Here is a 20468-nt window from a genome sequence, read left to right on the forward strand (position 1 = left end):
AGTGGGAATGGCGGAAAAGTACGGAAGCCACGAGCGGGCAGCACTGTTCGTGTTGCTGCTGGCCGACGACGAGATCAACAACAGAGATCTGAAGGACCGGCACGGCATCACGCTGAGCAAGGACGGCCGTGAGAAGCTCAACAAGGCCCGTCTGCTCGATACCGATACGGACAAGCGCCCGTACGTGCATCGGATCACCGAAGCGGGCCGTGCGTGGTGTGAGCAGGCACTGACGGAGATCGAACCCCCACCCAGGCCCAACCCGCTCGTGCGGGCGGGATTCGAGTTGCTGCGGTTCTTCGCCCGTTACGCGCAGGAGCACAAGATTCCGCTGGCCGCGGTGATCGGGACCGTTCCGGGCCTGGAGTCACTGATCCGGAAGGCTTACCGGGATCTGTCCGACCGGCCGGGTGAGCACGTACGGCTGGCTCAACTCCGCCCCAAACTCAACGGAGCAGACAAGGACGAGGTGGATCAGATGCTGGTGGAAATGCTCAAGACCGGCCTCGTCGACCTCGCACCGGACTCCGACCGACGGGGACTCACCGATGCCGACCGTGCCGCGGCCATTCGCATCGGTATGGAGGACAAACACTTCGTGGCGATCGAGGAATCATGACCGAGGAACAGCAACGGCAGGCACTCGCCGCCGTCCGGTTCAACTTCGCCGAAACTCCGGACGACGTCTGGGGCGCTTCGCCCTTCCACGTGGATGGATTGCAGACAAGGGCCGAACACCGGATACGCGCCGGCATCCTCGACGCGAAGAACAGCAGTGGCCCGAACCCGGTTGGGCTCACACTGAAAGGGCAGAAGGGTGTGGGCAAGACCCATGTGCTGGGCCGGGTCAGGCGGATGGTGCAGGATGTGGGCGGCTACTTCTTCCTGATCGACCTCACCACGGGTCCCGCCTTCTGGGACGACGTCCTACGGGCCATGCGCGGCGAGCTGTGGCGCAAGGGTGATGACGGCGAACTCCAGCTGGCCAACCTGCTGCAGCGGTTGTGTGACAGGGCCGACGTGCCCGAGCCGGTGGCCAAGGTCGTCCTCGGCCGCGCTCCGCTCACCGTCGACAATCTCGACAGTTTCGTCGGTGCTCTGCGCCGAATCGACCCTCTTGTCGCGGTGGAGTGCGCGGACACTGTTCGTGCACTGGTGCTCTACGCGGCCGATGACGAGAACCAGATCGTCGTCGGTAAGGACTATCTCGCGGGCATGCCGGAGGCCAAAAACGGTCAACGTCGTTCCTGGGGGCTGCACACGGAGGCGAAACCACAGCGCGAACTCGCCACGGAGATCTCGCGGGTGCTTGCGCTCACCGGGCCGAGTGTCGCTGCGATCGATCAGCTCGACTCGTTGATCGCCAGAGCGGGCAACGGGGCATCGACGGACCAGAGCGGGGAACTCGCGGCCATCGCCGACGGTCTGATGCAGCTGCGTGAGACGACACGACGAACTTTGTCCATCGTTGCCACCTTGCCCAACACCTGGAGCCTTCTGCGAAAGGTAGCCACCGATTCGTTCGATGACCGGTTCACCGAGACACCGGTCCTCAAGGCCATCGTCGACCCGCAGCTCGGCCGGGCACTTGTCCAGAAGTGGCTCGGCGTGCTGTACGCGAACATCGGCTTCGACCCACCGCACCCGACTTGGCCGATAGCGCCGGCGGCGTTCGAAGGCGCGTGGAGCGGCGCCTACAGCCCGCGGCAACTGCTCCGACGCGTCCACGAGCACGCGGAAGCCTGCCTTCTTGGGGAGATCCGCGAACTGTCGTCGTTCAGCGAACCCGTCGAACTACCGCACGAGCCGGTCTCGGAACCCAACTACCTCGCAGCGTTCGACCAACAGTTCAGCGAGTTGCGGCAGAACGCCGATGTCGATACCGCCATGAGCAAGAACCACGTGGATCAGGTCATGCCGGGGCTCGTCCAGGCTGCGTTGCGCTCGTGGATCACCGAGGTCGGCAACGACGACCGCTCCTGGGAAACCGAAGGCCTGGACGGCGGCGGCGATCTGCACGCCGGTCTTCGCCGGACGGTGGACGAGGAACGTGATCTTTGGGAGCGTTGGGTGTTCCGTGCCATCCCGCCCCAGCACGGTAACCGCACGTTGCGGCAGATGCGTGCCGCCAGGTCGGCCGCAGGGGTCAGGAAAGGAATGGACAACCGGCACTTGGTATTGATCCACGACGGACCAAGGGGCTGGACCGGCGGCACGACCATATCGGAGTACACGGCACTCGAAGCGTTGGGCAGTCCACGCGTGGAGATCAGCAAGGACGACATCCGGACGTTCTGGGCGCTCAGCCAGATGCTCACCAAGCAGAGCTACGAACTCCTCAACTGGCTGGTCGCCCGCAAGCCGGCGAGCAAGACGGAGCTGCTGAAGAAGATCCTCCCCGATCCCGGCCAGACCCGCAGCAACCAGCGGGAAACCCGCCCCCCACCGGAAAGGGCCCAGGCCAAGCCGGAAGCCGGTCCAGGCGAGTTCACCCTCGGCGTCGACGGCGAGATCCGCATCGAGCTCGAGTCCCTCCGCAAGCACGCCGTGATCTTCGCCGGGTCGGGTACCGGAAAAACCGTCCTCCTCCGCCGCATCGTCGAAGAGTGCGCGCTGCGGGGCGTCTCCGCCATCGTCCTGGACCCCAACAACGACCTCGCCCGGCTCGGTGATCCCTGGCCGCAACCGCCCGAAGGGTGGCGGCCCGGTGACGCGGACGCCGCTACCGATTACCTGGGTGGGACCGAGGTTGTCGTCTGGACACCCGGGCGGGCTGCCGGGCGGCCGCTGAGTTTCCACCCGTTGCCCGACTTCGCCGGCGTTCGCGACGACGAAGACGAGTTCGCCGCGGCGGTCGAAGCCGCCGTGGCGCGGCTGATTCCGCACGCACGAGTGAGCGGCGGGGCCAAGGCCGCGGTGAGGGGCCAGGCCGTCCTGCGGGAGGCGCTCACCCACTACGCGCGGAAGGAGTCGCGCAGCCTCTCCGGGTTCGTCGACATGCTCGCCGAGCTGCCGATGGGCGTCAGCAAGCTCACCACCGGCACCAAGACCGCCGCCGATCTGGCCGAGACGCTGCGGGCCGCGATGGTCAACGATCCGCTGCTCGGGGGCTCCGGGGAACCCGCCGATCCTGCCGGACTGCTCACGCCGTCGCCCGGAAAGCGGGCGCGGATCTCGGTGATCAGCTTCGTCGGGCTGCCGTCCGACGAGCAGCGGCAGGGGTTCGTCAGCCAGCTCCAGCTGGAGGTGTTCGCCTGGATCAAGCGCAACCCGGCGGCCGATCGCCCGCTCGGCGGGCTGTTCGTCATGGACGAAGCCCAGACGATCGCTCCGTCGGGTGGCTGGACGGCCAGCACCCAGAGCACCATCATGCTAGCCTCGCAGGCCCGCAAGTACGGCCTCGGCCTGCTGCTGGCCACCCAGGCACCGAAGGGCCTGCACAACCAGATCACCGGAAACGCGACAACACAGTTCTTCGGCCGCCTGAACAGCCCGGCACAGATCGCCGCGGCGAACGACATGGCCAGGGCCAAGGGCAGCACCGTCGGGGACATTTCGCGGCTGGAACGCGGGCAGTTCTACGTCACCAGCGAGTCGTTCGGGTTCCGCGCCATGCGCGCGCCGCTGTGCCTGAGCCACCACCCACCCAGCCCGTTGCGGCTCGAAGAAGTGCTCGACCGGGCCCGCAACGGCCGTTGAACCACGAAGGCCGCGTTCCGAGGGGGAACGCGGCCTTCGTGCGTGTGCACCGTTGACCGCTGCTTCGGGAAACGGTCAACTCCTTGTCGCCGGACCACGCATGACGAATCCTGATTGCAGGGCGCCGAATCAAGTCGAATCGCCCGATCAATCACCTTTCGCAAGGAGGATTCGTCATGTTCAAAAAGCTGGCCAAAATCGGTGGTCCGGTGCTCGCCCTCTGCATCGTTGCGGCGGCCCCGCTGATCGGCTCCTCGGCGGCGCTCGCGGACGGCGACGGCGGCAGCATGCCCGCGGCGACCAGCACGGCCCCGCCGCCGGCGACCACCGACGGCAACCCCTGGCACGGGTGACGCGTGCCCGGACGGCCGTGGCCGCCGCCGCGGCCGTCCGGGCAATTGCGGCGGTCCGCCGTAAATGGTGTACTCGATACCAGCCGGAATGGAGGTCCGCATGCCCGAATCATTTGGCGCGCTGTTGCGGGAATGCCGGGCGGCCGCCGGATTCTCCTTGGGTGAGCTGGCCAGACGCGTCAACTACAGCAAGAGCTACATCAGCAAGATCGAAAACGACCTCAAACCGCCGAACCCGATGCTGGCGCGGATCTGCGACAGCGTGCTGGACGCCGGTGGCGCACTGGTCGAAGCCGCGCACGAGGCGCGGGCGCGTTCCCAGGCCGCGAACACACTGGACCGCCGCCAGATGCTGACCGGCGCAGGGGCGGTGCTCGGCATCGCGCTGGCCGGCGGGCCGCGGCCCGTCCTGGACGAGCACGTCGTGACCGGCCTGCGCGCGTCGTTCGAGCAGCTGCGCACGCTCGGCATGCAGACCAGTCCCGCGGTGGTCCTCGAACCACTCGCCACCCACACCCACACGGTGCACGCGCTGGCCAGGGAAAATCCGGAGCCGATCCGATCACGGCTGATGCTGCTCGCCGCGCGGATGGCCGAGTACACCGGGTGGCTGAGCCAGGAAGCCGGCCAGGAGCACGACGCGCTGTCGTGGACGCGGCACGCCTCGGAGCTGGCGCGCGCCGCCGGCGACCGGGAGATCGCGAGCTACGCGTTCGTCCGGGAAGCGGGGCTGGCCCTCTACCGGCAGGATCCGATCGCGACGATCGACCTGGCCCGGCAGGCGCAGCGGCTCGGCAGAGCCGGTTCGCGGACGTTCGGCCTGGCCGCTCGGCGGGAGGCGCAGGGCCACGCGCTGGCCGGCGACCGGGACGCCTTCGAGCGGGCGATGGACCGAGCCGCCGGTCCGCTGTATGCGTCTACTGTGGACACGGGGGACTACCCGGTGCTCGGCTCGACCGCGCCGGACCCGCTGGCCCTCGCCCGCGGCTGGTCGCTGGCGGACCTCGGCCAGGCCGGCGAAGCGGCGACGCTCCTGGGCGACGAGCTGGCCCGGATCCCCGTCACCAACCGCCGCACCCGGGCGCGGTTCGGCGTCCGCCGGTCCCTGGCGCACGCACTGGACGGCGAGATCGACGAGAGCTGCCGGACACTGGCCGGGACGATCGACGACGTGGCGCAGGTCGACTCCGCGACCGTGCGCACCGACCTGCGGGAACTGGCCCGGTGCCTCAGCCGGTGGCGCGGCAAGCACGCCGTCCGGGAGATCTACCCCGAACTGAACCGTGTGCTGCACCGGCACTGACGTCACGGCGAGCAGGCACACTCCAGCGCCGACCGTGCCCGGCGCACCTCGCCGGCCTCCGGTAGTTCGAGCGCGGCGAACTCGGCCTCGGCCGCGGCCCAATGCGCGATGGCGCCTTCGTGCTCGCCCATGGCGTGCAACGTCTCGGCGACGCCGCGGTGCGCGCGGGCCCGGTAGGTGCGGTTACCGTGGCCATCGGCCAGGTCCAGGGCCGCTTTGCACGCGGTGAGCGCATCCCGGCGGGCGCCGCGGGCCAACGCGGTGGCGCCGCGGTCGAGGTAGAGCTGGGTGCGGAGGTCGGCGTCCGGCACGTTCGCCGCCACATCCTTGGCCTTGTCGTGGTAGCGCTCGGCTTCGACGTACCGCCCGCGCTGGCGGTGCACGTTGCCGATGTTGTTCAGCGCGTAAGCCTCGACGCAGTGGTCGCCGACTTCGGAGGCGTAGGCGTGGGCGTCCGTGTAGCTGGCCAGTGCTTCCGCGAGCAGACCCAGTTTTTCCTGCACCGAACCGAGATTGTTGAGGACGTGCGCAGTGCCCTGGACGTGCCCGATCTCGCGCAGGATCCGCGCGGCGGACTCGTGCCGGTGCATCGCCACGGCGAAGTTCCCGTGCTGTTCGTTGAGGTAGCCGAGCATGCTCAACGCGTGGGCCTCCCCACGCGGGTCCTCGGTCTGCTCGTACTTCGCGAGCGCCGCCGTCAGGAGGGCCATGGCCTGGTCGTGCCTGCCCAGTTCCATGGTCGGGATGGCCAGCGCGCACAACGTCGCCGCCTCGCCGCGCGGATCACCGAGGCGTTGCCACTTCGGCAGCGCTTGTGCCGCGAACTCCAGCGCTTCGGCGTGCTGCCCCCGGCGGTCGTGCGCGGTGGCCAGCCGCAGCAGGACGTGCGCCTCGCCGTAGTCGTCGCCCTCGCCCGCGGAGACGATCTCCCAGGCGAGTTCCAGGGTGGCGATCCAGTCCTCGAACTGGTTCGTCGTGTGGAAGTAGCGCCACAGCAGCACGGCCAGCCGCCACGTGTGCCCGGGGAGGCCGTGCGCGGCGGCGTGGTGGATCGCGGCCACGAGGTTGTCGCGTTCGGCGGCGATCCACCGCAGCCCGGCGCCGGCGTCGGCGAACACCGGCGTCACCGGGCAGGACCGGTCGGTCGCCGGCAGCTGGGCGCGGTCGAAGGGGTAGGCGGCGGCGACCGCGGCGGCCAGCGCCACCAGGTAGAAGTCGAGCAAGCGCACCAGCGCCTGCTCGGGCGGCGGATCGACGGCGGCGAACTCCTTCAGCGGGTCGAGCATGTGGTACCGCTCGGGTGCGGCCTCCTCCAGGAGGCTGACCTCATGCAAATCGTTCAGTAGCAGCCGCGCTTCGGCGGGAGTGCAGCCGGCGAGCGCGGCCCCGCCCGCGACGTCGATGTCCGGCCCGGGCAGGCTGCCGAGCAACCCGAACATGACGCGCTGCGGTTCGCCCAGCTGGCGGCAGGACACCCGGACCGCGGCGATGCCGTCGTCCGTGCCCCAGGGACCGCTTTCTTCGAGCAGCCGCAACAGGTGCGAGAGCGGCCACCGGTCGTGTCGCCGGAACAACGCGGCCGCGACGCGGATGGGCATCGGCAGGAAGCCGCAGCGCCTGACGATCGCGGCCACCTCGGCCGCTCTGCCCCGCACCCGCGGCGGGTCGGTCAGGGCGTGGAACAGCTCGGCCGCGTCTTCCGGCGGCAACGGCGAAAGCCGGACGGGCTCGCCGGTGTCCGCGTCGCCCATCCGCCGGCTGGTGACGACGGCCAGGCAGCTGTCCGGCTCGGGCAGCAACGGCCGGATCTGCTCCGGCGAGGCGGCGTTGTCCAGCACGACCAGCGTGCGCGTGCCCCACAGCGTGTCCTGGTAGAGCCGGGCCTTCCGGCCGACGGTGGCGGGGATCTGCTCGGCGGGCACGCCGAGTTCGACGAGCAGCTCGGTGAGCGCGTCCCCGACGGTCGTTTCGGCTACGCCGGGGGTGAACCCGTTGAGCCGGACCAGGAGCTGGCCATCGGGGAAGCGCTCGCGCAGGCGGTGCGCCACCTCGATGGCCAGGCCGGACTTGCCGACACCCGGCGCGCCGCTCACCCAGACCGCGCGGCGCCCGGCCGCGGCGGCGGCTTCGAGCGCGGCGATTTCCGCGGCCCGGCCGGTGAACCCGCCCGGCCGGGACGGCAGTGAGCTGGGCGGATCGCCGCGTTCGGCCCGCGCGGCGAGCTTGCGCAGTACCGGGCCCGGCTCCATCCGCAGTCCGGCGAGTGCGTCGCGGGTGCTGGTGAACACCCGCAGCGCGCCGACCTGGTCGCCGCCGGCGAGCAGCGCACGCATGAGGAGCGCGGCGTGCTTCTGGCTGGCCGGATCGCTCCGCACGAGCGGACGCAGCCGGTCGCGCGCCGAGCGGTGATCACCGGACTCGAGCTCGAGCTCGGCCAAGTCACCGACGGCGTCGGGGTAGCTCTCGTCCGGCGAGATCACCTCGGCACCGCCGACCCGGTCGATGTCGATGTCCTCGAGGAACTTCCCGCGCCACAGACCGACGGCGGTACGCAGCAGCGTGATCGCCCGGCGCGGGTCTTCGGCGCGGACTTCGGTGGCTTCGGCGCGAAGCCGGTCGAAGCGCAGGGTGTCCAGCTGGTCCTCGCCGACCCGCAGCAGGTAGCCGGTGGGCGTCGTCTCGATGCGCACGTCGCCGGCGTCCTGCACGACGTCGCGCAGCCGCTTGATGTAGCTGCGCACCAGCGTCGGCTTGGCCTCGCCTTCGGGCCAGATGATCTCGGCGAGGCGCGTGGACGTCACCGGTTTGTTCGCGCGCAGCAGCAGCACGACGAGGACGAACCGCTGCTGCTGGTCACCCAGCTGCACCGGGGCGCCGTCGTGCCACGCCTCCAGCGGGCCGAGCATCCGAAACTCCACAAAAGCCTCCCCGGCCTCAGCCTGCTGTCTGCTTTTGACATCGCGCAATCGGCCGTAAGGGTTTCGGGAATCCGCATTCCTTGCACGTTCGGTATACGCGCCGTCGGCACACTCCGCCGGTCGATCTGGGGTGAAGGAGAAACCGGTATGGGGTCCGACGTGTTGCCGTGCTACGTGGCCTGCGACGTCTCGCTTTCGATGGCCGACCACATGGACGAGCTGAACACGGGCCTGCGGGAGTTCCGCGGCGCCGTCCACGCGGACGCATCGGTGGCCGGCCGCGTCCTGTGCAGCGTGGTCGGGTTCGGGGAGCGGCCGCACGTGGTCCAGCGGCTGCTTCCCATGGACGAGCTGGCCGAGCTGCCCGTACCGGGTCCGCGCACCGGGACGAACTTCGGGCCGGCGTTCACGTTCCTGCGCACGGTGATCGACGACGATGTCCTCGCATTGGAACGTCACCGCCTGCGCGTCCACCGCCCGCTGGTGTTCTTCCTGTCCGACGGCCAGCCGACGGACCCGTTGGCCTGGCCGCCGGCGTTCGCCGCGTTGACGGACCCGGACTGGGCGCGCCGGCCCCGAGTGGTGGCCTTCGGGGTGGGCGACGCGGACGCACTGGGCGCCATCGGCACGTTCCGCACCTACCTGTCCCGCGACGGCGTCCGCCTGGGAACGGCGCTGTTCGCCTCGGTGATGCACGTTCTGTCCACTTCCCGTCCACCGACCGGCCGCACGCTGTCCTGAAAGGGGGCCGGCCATGGAAACGCACTGAAGGAGAGCACCGTGGGGCGCGCTGAGCTGGTTCAGGAGCTGAAGGCCCTCCGCAAGGGGCGAGGCCTGCTGGGCAAGGTCGAGGACCGGGTGGGTCCGGGCCTGCGATCGGCCTGTTCGGTTTCGGAGGCGGACGGGACGGTGGCGATCCGCCAGAAGGTGGCCGGTCGTCTCGCCGAACTGGCCGCGCACCTTCCGGAGGACCTGAGGGTGACGGTGCTGGCGGCCTTCGCGATCTGTTCGGAGGCACGCCAGCCGCTGTACCAGGAGCGGATCCAATGGGCCGCCCGCCGCGTCGACCGCGACCCGCGTACGGTCCGCCGTCGCGTCGACGAGGCGATCGACCTCCTGGCGGAGCTGGCGACGGGGACGTCCCAGGACGTCTCTTCGCCGAGCCGGTGGCACACGGCTTCGCTGGCTGTCGCACTGGTGCTGGACCGGCCCGAGCCAGTGGTGCTGGAACAGCGCCGGGTGGTCGCGGACCAGGACGGACTACGTGCGCTGGACCTCGCGGTTTCGGGCCCGTCCCGGCAGGACCTGGAGGTGACGGTGCTCTACGGCGGAACGGTGGCCGACCGCGGCATGGAGGCGAGCGACCGTTGGGGATACGAGGTCGAGCTCCCCCGGCCGTTGGCCCGGGGCGAGACGTGGGAGGTGGCGGTCCTGTTCAGGCTGCCCTCGGCGTCGGCCCTCCGGCCGTACCTGGTTTGCGTGCCGCGGCAGCCGTGCGACGCCTTCGACCTCCGTGTCCGCTTCGGGGAAGCCCGGGAGGTCCGGACCTTGGACGGCGCGTTCCAGCGGGACGTGTCGGACCCGGGCTACCGCGGACGGCCGCAGGCGGTGGGGCCGTCGGGGGAACTGCACCTGCGGTTCCAGCACCTCGCACCGGGGTTGGCGTACGGGGCCCGGTGGGCGGATCGGCCGTGAGCGTGGCCGCCGCGGGCCGCGCGGCGGCCAGGTTCGTGGCTAGACACGACGTTTGCCGACGTTCCCGAAGCGGCTGATCGGTCGGTGGCGGATCGCGGCGATGAGCGGCTGGGACCGCGAAGCGATCGACCTCGTTGAGCCGGGATTCATCGAGTTCGCCGAAGACGGCACCGGGCAGATCGGGTTCATCGCCGTCGCCGGGCAGCTGGACTGCCGCGCGAGCGAACGTGACGGCTCTCCCGGCGTCGAGTTCACCTGGGCGGGCGTCGACGAGGGCGACCAGGTCAGCGGACGCGGCTGGGCGGTCCTGGTCGCCGACGACACGATCGAGGGGCACTTGTTCTTCCATTTGGGGGACGACTCGAGTTTTCGAGCGAGGTCACTCCGGTGACCGGCCCCGTTCGGCCGCCGAAAGAACAGGACCCGTCGCCTGGTATGGCTGCGGTGAAAATCGGAACGAGCGCGCCCTGACGGTCCGCGACTGAAGGCCGTTCTCCGGCCACGCTTTCGCGCTTACAACGCGGGTTGTTCGGTGGCCGCGAATACGACCGCCGGCCGGACTTCATGATCGAGAAATCAGGTGCCCCCGGCAGGATTCGAACCTGCGACACCCGCTTTAGGAGAGTGGGTGACAGCGCCGTCCAAGGCCTCTACCAGCCACTATGTCCTCACGGTTCTCTCGCGTGACCCCAGAAGTCACACGATTGAACACGGTTTCGGGTCACGAAATGGGTCACGCGCGGTCCCTCTAACTGTGTCGCACGCCACAAAGTGGACGGCGTGTCGGCGAAGGCACATGGCTGAGATGGCGTGCATAAGTTCCATCGTGACACGACGTCGGACGGCATGCTTCCGGGCTGGTTTCAAGAGAGGCGTCACTCGTTGTCGGTGACGGGCTCGCTCGTCACCGATGGGAGCTGCTCATCGAAGTCAGCTCCCAGAGTTGGACCTGAGCCGCCAGCCCGGGCAGGTGGGTGCCCCAATGCTCTCTGCGGACGTGCGACGACCTTCGACGATTATCGTCTGCGCGGGAAACTCGTCGCGCGAAGCGACCCGCCCTAGTCGCCCCCGCCTCTGCACGTTTAGGGTCGACCGCTCGCCGTCGACGACACTTCCGACCTGAAACCATCACTCGCAGTGGATCTGGTGACTTCGACGCCATCAAGCCCTCGAACGGCGATGGAACCACTGCGCGCGTCTGGCCAAACAAATCGGGCAAACAGGACAAGATCAAGGTGAGGCTGTCGTACCAGGATTTACGCACCACTATTCCATCAGGAATTGACGACAGTTGATCAAACAAGCTGATCAGTCCAAGATCCCCAACTCGGCACAATGCGGCCTCGGGAAGCGGTCGCCCTCGTTATCGCAGCCTCAAGTGACTGCTTTAGATCCAGCGTGGCGTCGCGGGCCCGGTGGACGGCTTCGGCTGTTTCGCTGGCTTTCTGTTCCGCTAGCCGGCAGGCTTCTTCGGCTCCTTGTCGGGCACGATGATCGGCGTCGCGTGCGATCTGTTCGACTCGCTGATGGTCCTGCTCAACCTCGCGCTGGGCTGCCTCGCGTGCAAGTTCGACTAGTTGCCGGGCGCGTCGCTCGGCCTGCTCGGCCTCACCTGTGCGGAGTTCGCTGTCGATTCGGAGCTGGTTGACAACCTGATCTAGTCGGTCCACCTGCTCGGCAAGCCGTTGTTCGTCGCGATACAGCACCTGTTGGTGGGATTCGGGTAGTGCATCGAACGCGCCCTGCAGATCCGCTCGCAGACGTCTTTTCGGGAAGCCTGGGAGTCCCTTATAGTGCTTCGTCCACCATGTCCCCTTGCGGTATTTAGTAGCCGCCAATTGTGCCTCGGTGAGTTCTTCCAGGTACGCGTCAAGGTGCTCTTTCGCCCGCGCGGCTGAGTGGCGGGTTCGTTCCGCGTCCTGAACCGCTTGCAGCCAATCAGAGGCCGCTTGCGGCGGAGAGTTCTGCGCGTCATTCTCGGCCTTTTGGGCGGCTGCCAACTTCTCTGCAACTGCCTTCCGTTGCACGGCTAACGTTGTCCGGAGTGTATCGGCGTGGCCGAAGGTTCGGGCTTCCGTGAAGTCCACCCAAATGTTCCACCACAGGCCATCATTGTTTCTGAATGATCTTGACGATTGTGGGGCCACAAGGTTCACGAAGTCCGCGGAATCGGAAATGCGTCTGAACTCTGCGTCTGCTTCCCAAGACGCCCGCCAGGCAGCTGTTACTACCTCCTGCGCCCGCGTGACCGCGTTCCTGGCCTGGAGTATCTCGTCGTCGAGCAACGCATCCTGAAGCGCCCGTCGAAACTCCTCTTCGCGACGGTCACGTTCGTTGCTGGCCTTTTCGATTGCCCGTCTCAGCTCCTGTTTTGCCTCGATGTCGGCGGCCTCGGCTTTCTGGGCCGTGTCCATGAGCTGTTGCAGGCTGGCATTGACTTCGTCCATGAGCCGGTTGGCGTCCACCACGGCCGTCGGGATGTGGGTTTCCGCCCGCAGCAGGGCATCGACTCCAAGCTCGGGCAGGGTGAGCGGCGGTACGCGGGTGCTGATCCCAGTCAATCCGCCCGCCTCGGCCGCGGCAGCTAGCGCGCATATCTGTTTCTCAAGGTGCCGCAATCGGGCGACCGGTCCGTCTTCGTGCTGGCAGAGGGCAGCTGCGTCCAATTCCACAGACTCGACGCCGGCAATGCGCGCGTCCGCAGCAAGGATCGGCGCGAGCTCAAGCGCCTGTGGCAGCGCCTCGGGGTCGTCGTGGTGGACCGCCAGCGCGAGATGGATTTCAGCGCAACGGTTCAGCTGTTTGCGGTACTTCCCTAGCAGCTTGGCTGCCTGGGCTGGCTGGTCGAGGTCTTCCCGCAACGTTCCGGCGGCCATGAGTATCGCCCATGCTGCCAACTTCGGTGCCTTGGTGACCGCATAGAGCGCGCAGCGAGTGAAGGCCACGGCTGCTGCTTCATCGTCGCCTTGCTGCTTCAAGGCTAGGGCGAGTAGGTGCCAGGACTCGGGGCGGTACTGGTACTTCTCTACTGCTCGCGTCAGGTCGGCGACCGCTTGTTCCAGCCAGTCATCAGCCAGCTCGCTGGAGCCGGTGGCGGACAGTTCGGCCGCGGATGCGAGGGCGTACGAACCGCTGCGCACTAGCTCTGAGGCGGCCGTCTCGTTGGGGCTGGCCAGCATCTGTTCGATTCCAGCGAGGCGCTTCGCGGACAGCGCGACGTGTTCGACGATGGCGGGTAGCGCCGATCTTGCAACTGCGGTCAGTCGGGCGAGGTCGGCTTCCATGACCCCGACGCTCTCGTCGACACCAGCGAGGGACCGCGCCAATTCAGACATGGTCGAGACCTGCTGGTCCATCCGGTCGATGGCTTGGGCACGCTGGTACTCATCGAGCAGTCGCTGACGGTCGAGTCGGTCAATGATCTGTGCGCGTTGGTACTCGTCAAGCTGGCGTTCCCGCCAGTGCTCAAGCTCCCTGAGTGCATACATAGTCTTATTGTCACCCAGCGTGCTGAGAAAGAACAATGTTTCTGGTCTCGCCACAGCTGAGTCTCGTTTCGTTAGTCGGAAATTAACAAAAGTGAGACATATTACGCACGGTGGTAACTTCAATTGCGAGAAAGTTTAGATGCTGGCCCTCGGCCTCGACCTGATCCTATTCGGTCTGGGCCTGATGTTCGCCAAGACCTGGCATGGCCCGATAGTCTGCAAGGATGAGCCGCGTTGCCGCCCTTTTCGTCTGCTGGGCTCGTCGGTCAACGGTGTCGGCCGCAATATCACCGCGATCATGAAGTCAGATCCGGAGGTGGCGCGAGTCTATCACCACCGCTACGAGGCGCTCTGGAGTGCCGCAAGCGTCGTCAAGCCTCAGGCGCCGGCCCGTGGCTCGTCGGCGGCACAGCCGGCATCGAATCCCTAGTCCGCGTGTCGTCGAAGGCACATGGCTTGAGAGTGGGCGCTTGGTCAGCATCGCACGCTGATGCGGTGCGCGGCTCTGCGCCCCCCTCGGCTGGGGGCGGAATCTGGGCGCTGACTCTCCGCAACTTTCATCCCGATCGTGATCGCCTTGAACTTGGCGAGCCGATCGACATCAACCTCCAGTTCCGACGTCGCGTCTCGCGCCGAGTCGGACATACGTACGCCCCGACGCCCTGGTCGCTCCTAGGGGTCGAGCGGAGGTGGAACGACGATAACCGCAGATGCTGACGGAAGGTGTGTGTGTAGCAACCTGGACGCGCCCAGCGACGTTGTTGTCTGAGACAACATCGGGGCTAATGGCAAGGGTGACGCAGTATCCAGCGTCGTGCACCCGATTCGCATTAGGAGGCAAGGTATGAACAACTGGCTCGTGTTGATCGGCACGCTGTTCGGGACGGTGATCGGCACAACGGGAACAATTGTGAGCCAACATCTTGCGAGCCGTGCAGCGGAGAGGCGGGAACGTTCTGCGCGGGCGGCTGAGTTTCGCGCCGAGCGACTCCACGTGAGCGAGGCAATGATCGAAGTCGGACAAGCGATTGAGCGTGCGGCTGTGAACCGACGAGAACCCTCCAGTGAACTGCACGACCGCTTATGGGTACTTCAGGCTCGGCTTGCCATAGTCGCCTCTGACAGGCTCAAGCAGACGATGAACGAGTGGGTGATCGCGCTGAACCGCGTTCACTGGGAAGGTGCCCCTGCTGATCAACCGGTCTGGGTCTATCTGCAGGAACCGCGGGGCCGGTTCCTCGACGCGGTGAGTGCGGAGCTTGCGGGGCTTGAGAACTAAGACCGCGGAGACTCGGCGCATAATCACCGGCGACCCCAGCTTCCTGTGAAAGGTTGAGCAGCCGGGTTCCGCTCGGGACAGAGTTGACTGAGGTGGGCAGTTATCTGCTCGTTCAGGTGTTCGCAGGACGGTTCGGCCGCACGGGCGATATTCCGGAGCGTCACTTCGTTCTCACCGCTGGTCATGTGACGATCGGAAGATCGGCTGCGGGGGAGGGCCTCCCTATGGCGAAAGGCACCAGCGCTGGCCTCCTGGACAACCAGCAGGCTCAATCGGTGTTCAAGCACGAGCTGCTTCGGGGCTACGCCCTCCCGTTCGTCGTGATGACCGCGTCGAAAATCCCAGGTCGGCGAGCGATGGTGGTGGACGGCTACGCCGGCCGCGGCCGTTACGACGATGGACGACCGGCATCTGCGGAGCTGTTGCTGCAGGCAGCGCTCCGTGCGCGTACATCCACCCAAGTTGAGGTGCTGCTGGTCGAACGCCGCAGACAGGACTATCGAAGGCTGTCGACGGTCGCGGCCGAGTACCGCGACCAAGGCTTACAGGTGGAGGCGTTTCACGGCCAAGTCCAGGATCACTTGCCCGAGATCGTGTCCCGCGCTGGCGGAGTGCCGCTGTTCTTGTTCCTCGATCCCTGTGGCGCGATCCTGCCGTTCGTCGAGCTGCACTGTCTGCTTCGGCGGGCGCGCGGTAGCGCCTGGCCACGAACCGAGGCGCTCCTGAACTTCAGCGCCGACTTCACCCGAAGCGCCGCGGGCGTCCTGCACAAGAATTTGCTTGATCATGCCGCAATCCAGGCGATGGACGCCGTGTGTGGCGGCCCGTGGTGGCGGAAAGTCGCGCTTGAGGCGCACAAGAGCTCACGCCGCGGAGACTGGGAGTCTGCGGCAGAAGCCGTCGTGACCGAATACGCGCGCCGGCTCGGCGCGGCCACGAACATGAAACATGTCGTGGTCCCAGTGCGGAGGCAAATGCACCATCAACCGGTCTATCACCTGGTGTTCTTGACCAGGGGTGAGCACGGGATCTGGGTCTTCGGGCACAGCGCCGCCGCGGCGCGACGCGCGTGGCTCGACGTAGTCGGTCCGGGCGCCGACCCCCCCAGAAGGGGTGCTGTTCAACCTCGCCGAGTTCCAGCAGGAAGATGAAGAGCAGCGCGCCATCGAGGAAATCAAGCGCAACCTGGTCAAGCTTGCCGGACGTGACGGCAGCTTCAAGCTGGCGCACCACCCGCAGGCGGTGTTCGGCGATGCCTACGGTATCGCTGGCGACGTGCTCGTGCGCAAAGCCGCCCGTGAGCTGCACAAGGCTGGCACGATCCGCATCGACTGCACTCCCAAGCAGGTGCGAGACTGGGTGGTCGGCTGATCACGACAGTGGACGAATGGCTGGCGCCTCAGTGGGCGAGTAGCTGCGGCATCTCGTCCCAGAGTCGGCCGTCGAGTTCGCGGCCGCCTGCCTTCGGTGTGCGACCTCCCCACTGCTTGTGGAAGAAGGCGACCTCTGCCTGCTGGCAGCGGTCGCGGATGCCTCGTACCCACGCAGGGTCGACGGGACGTGCCCGGGGACCGGACTCGCCGCCGGTGATCACCCAATCGGTACCGTCCAGTTCGAGCCCGTCCAGTGGTCCCAGCAGCGGCTCGCAAGACAGGAACCGCACCGCCGCCGGTACGTCGCGCAGGTCATCGACCCGGCCAAGCTGTGAGGCGTTCTCCACGCTGACGCCGATCCACAGGTTCGCCGGCCACGAGAGCTGATCGGCCAGCCGCCGCAGGCGCGTCGAGCGTTTGGTCAAGACCTGGTAAGTGTGCTGCGGGGTGGTCGCGATGACCTCGAACACGTCCCGCACGAATGCTGTCGGCACCTTGGCGTGGAACAGGTCGCTCATCGAGTTGACGAACACCACCCGCGGCGTGCGCCAACGCCGCGGCAGATCCAGCGCGTCCGGGTGGACCGTCACGCCGAAGCCCGGGCCGGAGGTCCGCGGGTCACCGTCGTTCTGGTACTTCGGCGTGCCCATGGCTTTCAGCCGCTTGGCCAGCGTGAGGGCGTAGCAGTTGTCGCAACCGGCCGATACCTGGTCGCAACCTGTCGTCGGGTTCCAGGTGACTTCCGTCCACTCGATCGCCGACTTGCCGCTCATCGTCACTCCTGCTCGCGCACCGCTCATCGCCCCTCGCCCAAGAAACTTTACGCGATATCCGTAACGAGGAACCTGTAACATCTAGTTCGTGACCGAGATGGATGCGGAACGGCTGCGTCAGGTCTCCCAGCACGCGTTCGGACAGCGGTACCGCCTCGAGCTGATGTTGGCGATCGCCAGCACCGACGACGGCATCGTCTGCCTCACCGACCTGGCAAAGACCCTCGAGATCACGATCAGCAACCTGCAGAGCCCGCTGCGTGCCCTGGTCAACACTGGACTGATCAGCCCGCTACCCCGCGGCGACTCACGCCGGAAGTTCTACATCCGCAACCCGAGCGCCGCATGGGCCTGGGCTCAGGAACTCAGCGAGCACGGGCAACGCGACGCCCTGACGACCCCATCGAGTCCTGCCGATGCAGGATCGGCGGGTAACGACGTCATGTCACCTGGAAGCGACGTCCCGTAACACATGTGGCGGTGTCGGCGACTCTTGATCTATGCCGACGTCCAGGTCCGCTGAACTCCAGCTGTGGGACCGTCCGCCGCACACAGCCGCGAAGCACAGTCTGCTTCGCGCCTACCTCGGCGCCTGGTTCCCCATCATCGCCAAGTACAACCGGCGCGTCATCTACTACGACGCCTTCGCCGGCCCAGGCGAATACAGCAACGGCAACCCCCGGTACTCAGGTTGGAGCTGTGTGGAAGGAGCTGGTCGCCGGGGCAGGTCCAGCAGGTCACGTCACGTTGCCGGTGCCACTGCCGCATGTCGGCGGGGCCGACCTCCGCCGCCTGCGGTCGGGTTGCGTGGCGGCGCAGCGTTCTCATCGGACGAGTTTGTCGATATGGTAGTTGCCGGTGCGGCCGCGATGATCTGCGACGAGGTCGGTGAGCATGCTGCCGTAGTGGTCGCTGCGCAGGATGTCTTCCACGATTACGTGGAGGCTGTGATCGAGGGCGTTGCGGGCCACGGGCTGGCCGGTGTTGGTGGAGGGCATCCTCAGCGCGGCTTCCTACCGTCCGGCCCTGCGTGAGCTGAGGTCCGCACCGCGGGCGGCCCTCGTCTACTTTTCTGCAGGTCGAGCTGGCTGCGACTTTCGCGCCCTATGCCACCAGACCCGAGGCCGAGGAGTTCACGATCACCGATATGGCTTCGTGATTCGAGCCGGACGACCGGCTGGACGTACCTGGGGAGATCGTGATTCCGCAGTCCTCCAGCCTGGTCGACACCGTCGACCGCACTTGCTGCGACGCGCGCCTCGCGCCCGTTGGCGACGAACCCGTGATTGCCGCGCTTGGATTCGCCTCCTAGCTGCGTATGCGAAGGCGATGCTCGCGAGCAAGCTTCAAACCTCAGTGGACTCTCCCGCACGCTCCTGTGGTACTGGGACCTGCACAAGTTGCGCGGACGTTGGGACCTTCGGGTGCGGACTTCGCTAGGATCTCCTTGTCCGACGTTGACACAGTTTGGTAGACCTCGCTGCCTATGAACGGGACGACAGGCATCGAATTGGTCACCTTGCCCAGGACGTCCGAAATGCCCTCATTGACGACGGAGTTCGCGTGCCGCACGACGAGCTTAATCGGGTGGTGCGAGTTCTGGCACAGCTAGCTTGGCGTGACGTCCGCCACAAAAGAGCTCGACGACGGGCGAGGTTAAGCACGGCGATTAGGCGGCAACTTTGGTATTTGGTTGAACCTATTCCGCGTTGCTATCTCTGCGGCTATAAATTCGCGGACGGCGCACGAGATCGTTTCCTGGGTCGGCCTATCGGTTCCCGCGTTCCTCTGCCCGTGTTAGTAGACTTCGTGCGCCCGCGTGGACTAAAGCAGCGACATCTATCGATTGAGATCGATCACGTTACTCCGGTCGCTGGAGGTGGTTCAAACGACGTAGACAATCTCCGCCTTGCCTGCGGTTGGTGCAATCAAGTAAAGAGCCGTTATGCAAGCCTCTACGATGTTGCGACCTGGCCGGCGAGACACGTTGATCACCCAAGCCTTGGTTGGATGACCTTGCCGCAACCATTCTGGGTGCTGCGCATTGTCAGCATGCGAGGGCGGTGTGAACACCCGGACGGGTGTAGCGCCAGACTAGCGACAGATGAGTTGTTCGCGGCTCCAGCCCGAGCACGTGGAACGCTCAACCCAGTTAATGTACGCGTGTATTGTCACGAACATGACCCGTGGTCAATCGATCGCTTGGTAAGTCCAGCGCTCCTGGAAGTGCGCGTCTGAATAGGTCTCGGTCGAGTGGATTGAATCCGCCTCGTCTCGGTGAGCAAACTTCCCGATATGCAGGAACGGGTGGTCGATGCATGAAGATAAATCTAGTAGTGAATAGGGGATAGTTGAGTGTCACATCAGTTGATCAGCTAACGGATTGCGGCGATACGACCACGGATGTCGTCCCAGTCTGTGGCTTGTGTCATGTGACTCCAGGAGATCCGCAGTGCTCCTTGGAGTCGGTCAGGGCTAAGCGCCATCGCGGCCAGGACATGACTCGGCTCGTAGCTGTGTGACGTGCAAGCTGAGCCGTTGGAGATAGCGGCGGCTCCCTTGAGCGACAGCATGACGGCTTCAGAGTCGAGACCTGGGATGGAGACGTTCACAGTGTGTGCCACTGTGCGGTCCAGGTCGCCGTTGAATTCGGCACCCAGGTCCTGGAACGTGGAGATCACGTCTCGCTGGTACCGAAGGCAGGCGTCCTGTCGCCGTCGGTGGTTGGCCGTGGCGAGCTGCGCTGCGGTGCCGAGGCCTGCGATGAGGGCGACGGGCAGGGTGCCGGGTCGGAGGCCGCGTTCTTGGCCGCCACCGTAGGTGAGAGGTGTCAGTGGTGGTCGTTTGTAGCCTCGTCGCCTGGTGATGAGCGTTCCGATGCCCTTGGGTGCGTAGATCTTGTGTCCTGAGACGCTGATGAGGTCGATGCGAGGGTCCTTGAGCTCGGGCTGTTCTTTCCCGAACCCTTGTGCGGCGTCGACATGTAGGTAGGCATCGTGGTCGCGGAGCTGGTCGACGATGTCGCTGAGCGGCTGCCGCACTCCGGTTTCGTTGTTGACGTGCATGATCGATACCACGAGCGTGTCGGGTGTGACGGCTGCTGCTACGGCGTCTGGATCGACCCAGCCACCTGAAGTTGGCGGTACGTAGACTACGTCGAAGCCTCTTTTCTGCAGCTCCTCGACCGGCTCGAGGACGGCTTTGTGCTCGATCTGTGTGGTGACGATGCGTCGTCGTCCGGTCTTGTCGCCGTGCTGTGCCAGGCCGAGCAGTGCGATGTTGTTGCCCTCAGTGGCACCGCTGGTGAAGATCACCTCATCAGGTTGCGCATCGACGACCGCGGCAACCTGTTCGCGGGCCCGCTGAACTCTACTCTTGGCCGTCTGGCCGTACTCGTGGGTTCGGCTGCCGGCGTTGCCATACTCAACGGAGAGGTAGTGCATGACCTCGTCTAGCACTGCCGGCTCCACTGGCGTTGTGGCGTTGGAGTCCAGGTAGACAGCTCGCTCTGCATCTTCGCTGGTCACGACATCCCTCGGCTGTTGGTCCGGTGTGGCTACCGATCTTGTCGGTGGGCAACGGTAGTG

At 66.4% G+C, this 20468-nt stretch carries 18 protein-coding genes; 13 read left to right on the top strand and 5 right to left on the bottom strand.

Annotated elements, in window-relative coordinates; all coding sequences use genetic code 11:
• Positions 1-7: 7 nt before the first annotated feature.
• The 4 genes from IE317_RS05540 (at position 8) to IE317_RS05555 (ending at position 5355) form a co-directional block, all read left to right on the top strand.
• Positions 8-619, top strand: coding sequence for a hypothetical protein (locus IE317_RS05540; RefSeq protein ID WP_191306950.1), 612 nt, complete (start codon positions 8-10; stop codon positions 617-619).
• On the top strand, positions 616-3699 hold the full coding sequence (locus tag IE317_RS05545; RefSeq protein ID WP_191306951.1) for an ATP-binding protein: 3084 nt from the start codon (positions 616-618) through the stop codon (positions 3697-3699). The genes IE317_RS05540 and IE317_RS05545 overlap by 4 nt, the downstream gene beginning before the upstream one ends.
• A gap of 176 nt (positions 3700-3875) precedes the next feature.
• Positions 3876-4052 carry a hypothetical protein gene (locus IE317_RS05550; protein ID WP_191306952.1) on the top strand — a complete coding sequence of 59 codons (177 nt, stop codon included), beginning with the start codon at positions 3876-3878 and terminating at the stop codon, positions 4050-4052.
• Positions 4053-4152: 100 nt separating this feature from the next.
• Entirely contained in the window at positions 4153-5355 is a 1203-nt protein-coding gene (locus IE317_RS05555; protein ID WP_191306953.1) for a helix-turn-helix domain-containing protein, read from the top strand.
• Between the two features lie 2 nt (positions 5356-5357).
• Here IE317_RS05555 and IE317_RS05560 read toward each other — a convergent pair whose 3' ends face one another.
• Positions 5358-8261, bottom strand: coding sequence for an AfsR/SARP family transcriptional regulator (locus IE317_RS05560; RefSeq protein WP_191306954.1), 2904 nt, complete (start codon positions 8259-8261; stop codon positions 5358-5360).
• 159 nt (positions 8262-8420) lie between these two features.
• Between IE317_RS05560 and IE317_RS05565 the strand changes: the two genes are divergently transcribed.
• Genes IE317_RS05565 through IE317_RS05575 form a run of 3 tightly spaced genes read left to right on the top strand, consistent with a single transcriptional unit; the run spans position 8421 to position 10359 of the window.
• A complete protein-coding gene (locus IE317_RS05565) occupies positions 8421-9014 on the top strand; it encodes a vWA domain-containing protein (protein WP_191306955.1) in 594 nt (197 codons plus the stop codon).
• 39 nt (positions 9015-9053) lie between these two features.
• Positions 9054-9968: a hypothetical protein gene (locus IE317_RS05570; protein ID WP_191306956.1), complete on the top strand. Its 915-nt coding sequence runs from the start codon at positions 9054-9056 to the stop codon at positions 9966-9968.
• 52 nt (positions 9969-10020) lie between these two features.
• The gene (locus IE317_RS05575; protein ID WP_229902487.1) at positions 10021-10359 is read left to right on the top strand and encodes a hypothetical protein; all 339 of its coding nucleotides are present in this window, start codon (positions 10021-10023) and stop codon (positions 10357-10359) included.
• Between the two features lie 904 nt (positions 10360-11263).
• Here IE317_RS05575 and IE317_RS05580 read toward each other — a convergent pair.
• On the bottom strand, positions 11264-13456 hold the full coding sequence (locus IE317_RS05580; RefSeq protein ID WP_191306957.1) for a hypothetical protein: 2193 nt from the start codon (positions 13454-13456) through the stop codon (positions 11264-11266).
• Between the two features lie 139 nt (positions 13457-13595).
• Here IE317_RS05580 and IE317_RS05585 point away from each other — a divergent pair, with 139 nt between their 5' ends.
• The 4 genes from IE317_RS05585 (at position 13596) to IE317_RS44310 (ending at position 16106) form a co-directional block, all read left to right on the top strand.
• Entirely contained in the window at positions 13596-13886 is a 291-nt protein-coding gene (locus IE317_RS05585) for a hypothetical protein (protein WP_191306958.1), read from the top strand.
• Positions 13887-14300: 414 nt separating this feature from the next.
• Positions 14301-14735, top strand: a complete 435-nt coding sequence (locus IE317_RS05590; RefSeq protein ID WP_191306959.1) for a hypothetical protein — start codon at positions 14301-14303, stop codon at positions 14733-14735.
• A 92-nt stretch (positions 14736-14827) separates the two neighbouring features.
• On the top strand, positions 14828-15886 hold the full coding sequence (tcmP, locus tag IE317_RS05595) for a three-Cys-motif partner protein TcmP (protein ID WP_229902488.1): 1059 nt from the start codon (positions 14828-14830) through the stop codon (positions 15884-15886).
• Positions 15849-16106: a hypothetical protein gene (locus tag IE317_RS44310; RefSeq protein WP_229902489.1), complete on the top strand. Its 258-nt coding sequence runs from the start codon at positions 15849-15851 to the stop codon at positions 16104-16106. Before tcmP ends, IE317_RS44310 begins: the two co-directional genes overlap by 38 nt.
• A gap of 28 nt (positions 16107-16134) precedes the next feature.
• On the opposite strand, the gene IE317_RS05600 is transcribed toward IE317_RS44310, so the two are convergent.
• A complete protein-coding gene (locus IE317_RS05600; RefSeq protein ID WP_191306960.1) occupies positions 16135-16881 on the bottom strand; it encodes a DUF5131 family protein in 747 nt (248 codons plus the stop codon).
• Positions 16882-16969: 88 nt separating this feature from the next.
• Here IE317_RS05600 and IE317_RS05605 point away from each other — a divergent pair, with 88 nt between their 5' ends.
• Complete coding sequence (locus IE317_RS05605; RefSeq protein ID WP_229902490.1) at positions 16970-17350, top strand: hypothetical protein; 381 nt, start codon at positions 16970-16972, stop codon at positions 17348-17350.
• Between the two features lie 355 nt (positions 17351-17705).
• Here the strand turns inward: IE317_RS05605 and IE317_RS05610 are convergent, their stop codons facing one another.
• Positions 17706-17879, bottom strand: coding sequence for a hypothetical protein (locus IE317_RS05610; RefSeq protein WP_191306961.1), 174 nt, complete (start codon positions 17877-17879; stop codon positions 17706-17708).
• Between the two features lie 811 nt (positions 17880-18690).
• On the opposite strand from IE317_RS05610, the gene IE317_RS45375 reads away from it, so the two are divergent.
• The gene (locus IE317_RS45375) at positions 18691-19119 is read left to right on the top strand and encodes an HNH endonuclease (protein ID WP_373308977.1); all 429 of its coding nucleotides are present in this window, start codon (positions 18691-18693) and stop codon (positions 19117-19119) included.
• A gap of 137 nt (positions 19120-19256) precedes the next feature.
• On the opposite strand, the gene dndA is transcribed toward IE317_RS45375, so the two are convergent.
• Positions 19257-20408, bottom strand: coding sequence for a cysteine desulfurase DndA (gene dndA / locus IE317_RS05620; RefSeq protein WP_191306963.1), 1152 nt, complete (start codon positions 20406-20408; stop codon positions 19257-19259).
• Positions 20409-20468 lie beyond the last annotated feature (60 nt).

Source organism: Amycolatopsis bullii, from assembly GCF_014654205.1.
GTDB classification, from domain to species: domain Bacteria; phylum Actinomycetota; class Actinomycetes; order Mycobacteriales; family Pseudonocardiaceae; genus Amycolatopsis; species Amycolatopsis plumensis.

Excerpts from the sequence above, each read along its gene's own strand:
- IE317_RS05540 (WP_191306950.1), top strand. The coding sequence starts at position 8 with ATGGCGGAAAAGTACGGAAGCCACGAGCGGGCAGCACTGTTCGTGTTG.
- IE317_RS05545 (WP_191306951.1), top strand. The coding sequence starts at position 616 with ATGACCGAGGAACAGCAACGGCAGGCACTCGCCGCCGTCCGGTTCAAC.
- IE317_RS05550 (WP_191306952.1), top strand. The coding sequence starts at position 3,876 with ATGTTCAAAAAGCTGGCCAAAATCGGTGGTCCGGTGCTCGCCCTCTGC.
- IE317_RS05555 (WP_191306953.1), top strand. The coding sequence starts at position 4,153 with ATGCCCGAATCATTTGGCGCGCTGTTGCGGGAATGCCGGGCGGCCGCC.
- IE317_RS05560 (WP_191306954.1), bottom strand. The coding sequence starts at position 8,261 with ATGCTCGGCCCGCTGGAGGCGTGGCACGACGGCGCCCCGGTGCAGCTG.
- IE317_RS05565 (WP_191306955.1), top strand. The coding sequence starts at position 8,421 with ATGGGGTCCGACGTGTTGCCGTGCTACGTGGCCTGCGACGTCTCGCTT.
- IE317_RS05580 (WP_191306957.1), bottom strand. The coding sequence starts at position 13,456 with ATGTATGCACTCAGGGAGCTTGAGCACTGGCGGGAACGCCAGCTTGAC.
- IE317_RS05585 (WP_191306958.1), top strand. The coding sequence starts at position 13,596 with ATGCTGGCCCTCGGCCTCGACCTGATCCTATTCGGTCTGGGCCTGATG.
- IE317_RS05590 (WP_191306959.1), top strand. The coding sequence starts at position 14,301 with ATGAACAACTGGCTCGTGTTGATCGGCACGCTGTTCGGGACGGTGATC.
- IE317_RS05600 (WP_191306960.1), bottom strand. The coding sequence starts at position 16,881 with ATGAGCGGCAAGTCGGCGATCGAGTGGACGGAAGTCACCTGGAACCCG.
- IE317_RS05610 (WP_191306961.1), bottom strand. The coding sequence starts at position 17,879 with ATGCCCTCCACCAACACCGGCCAGCCCGTGGCCCGCAACGCCCTCGAT.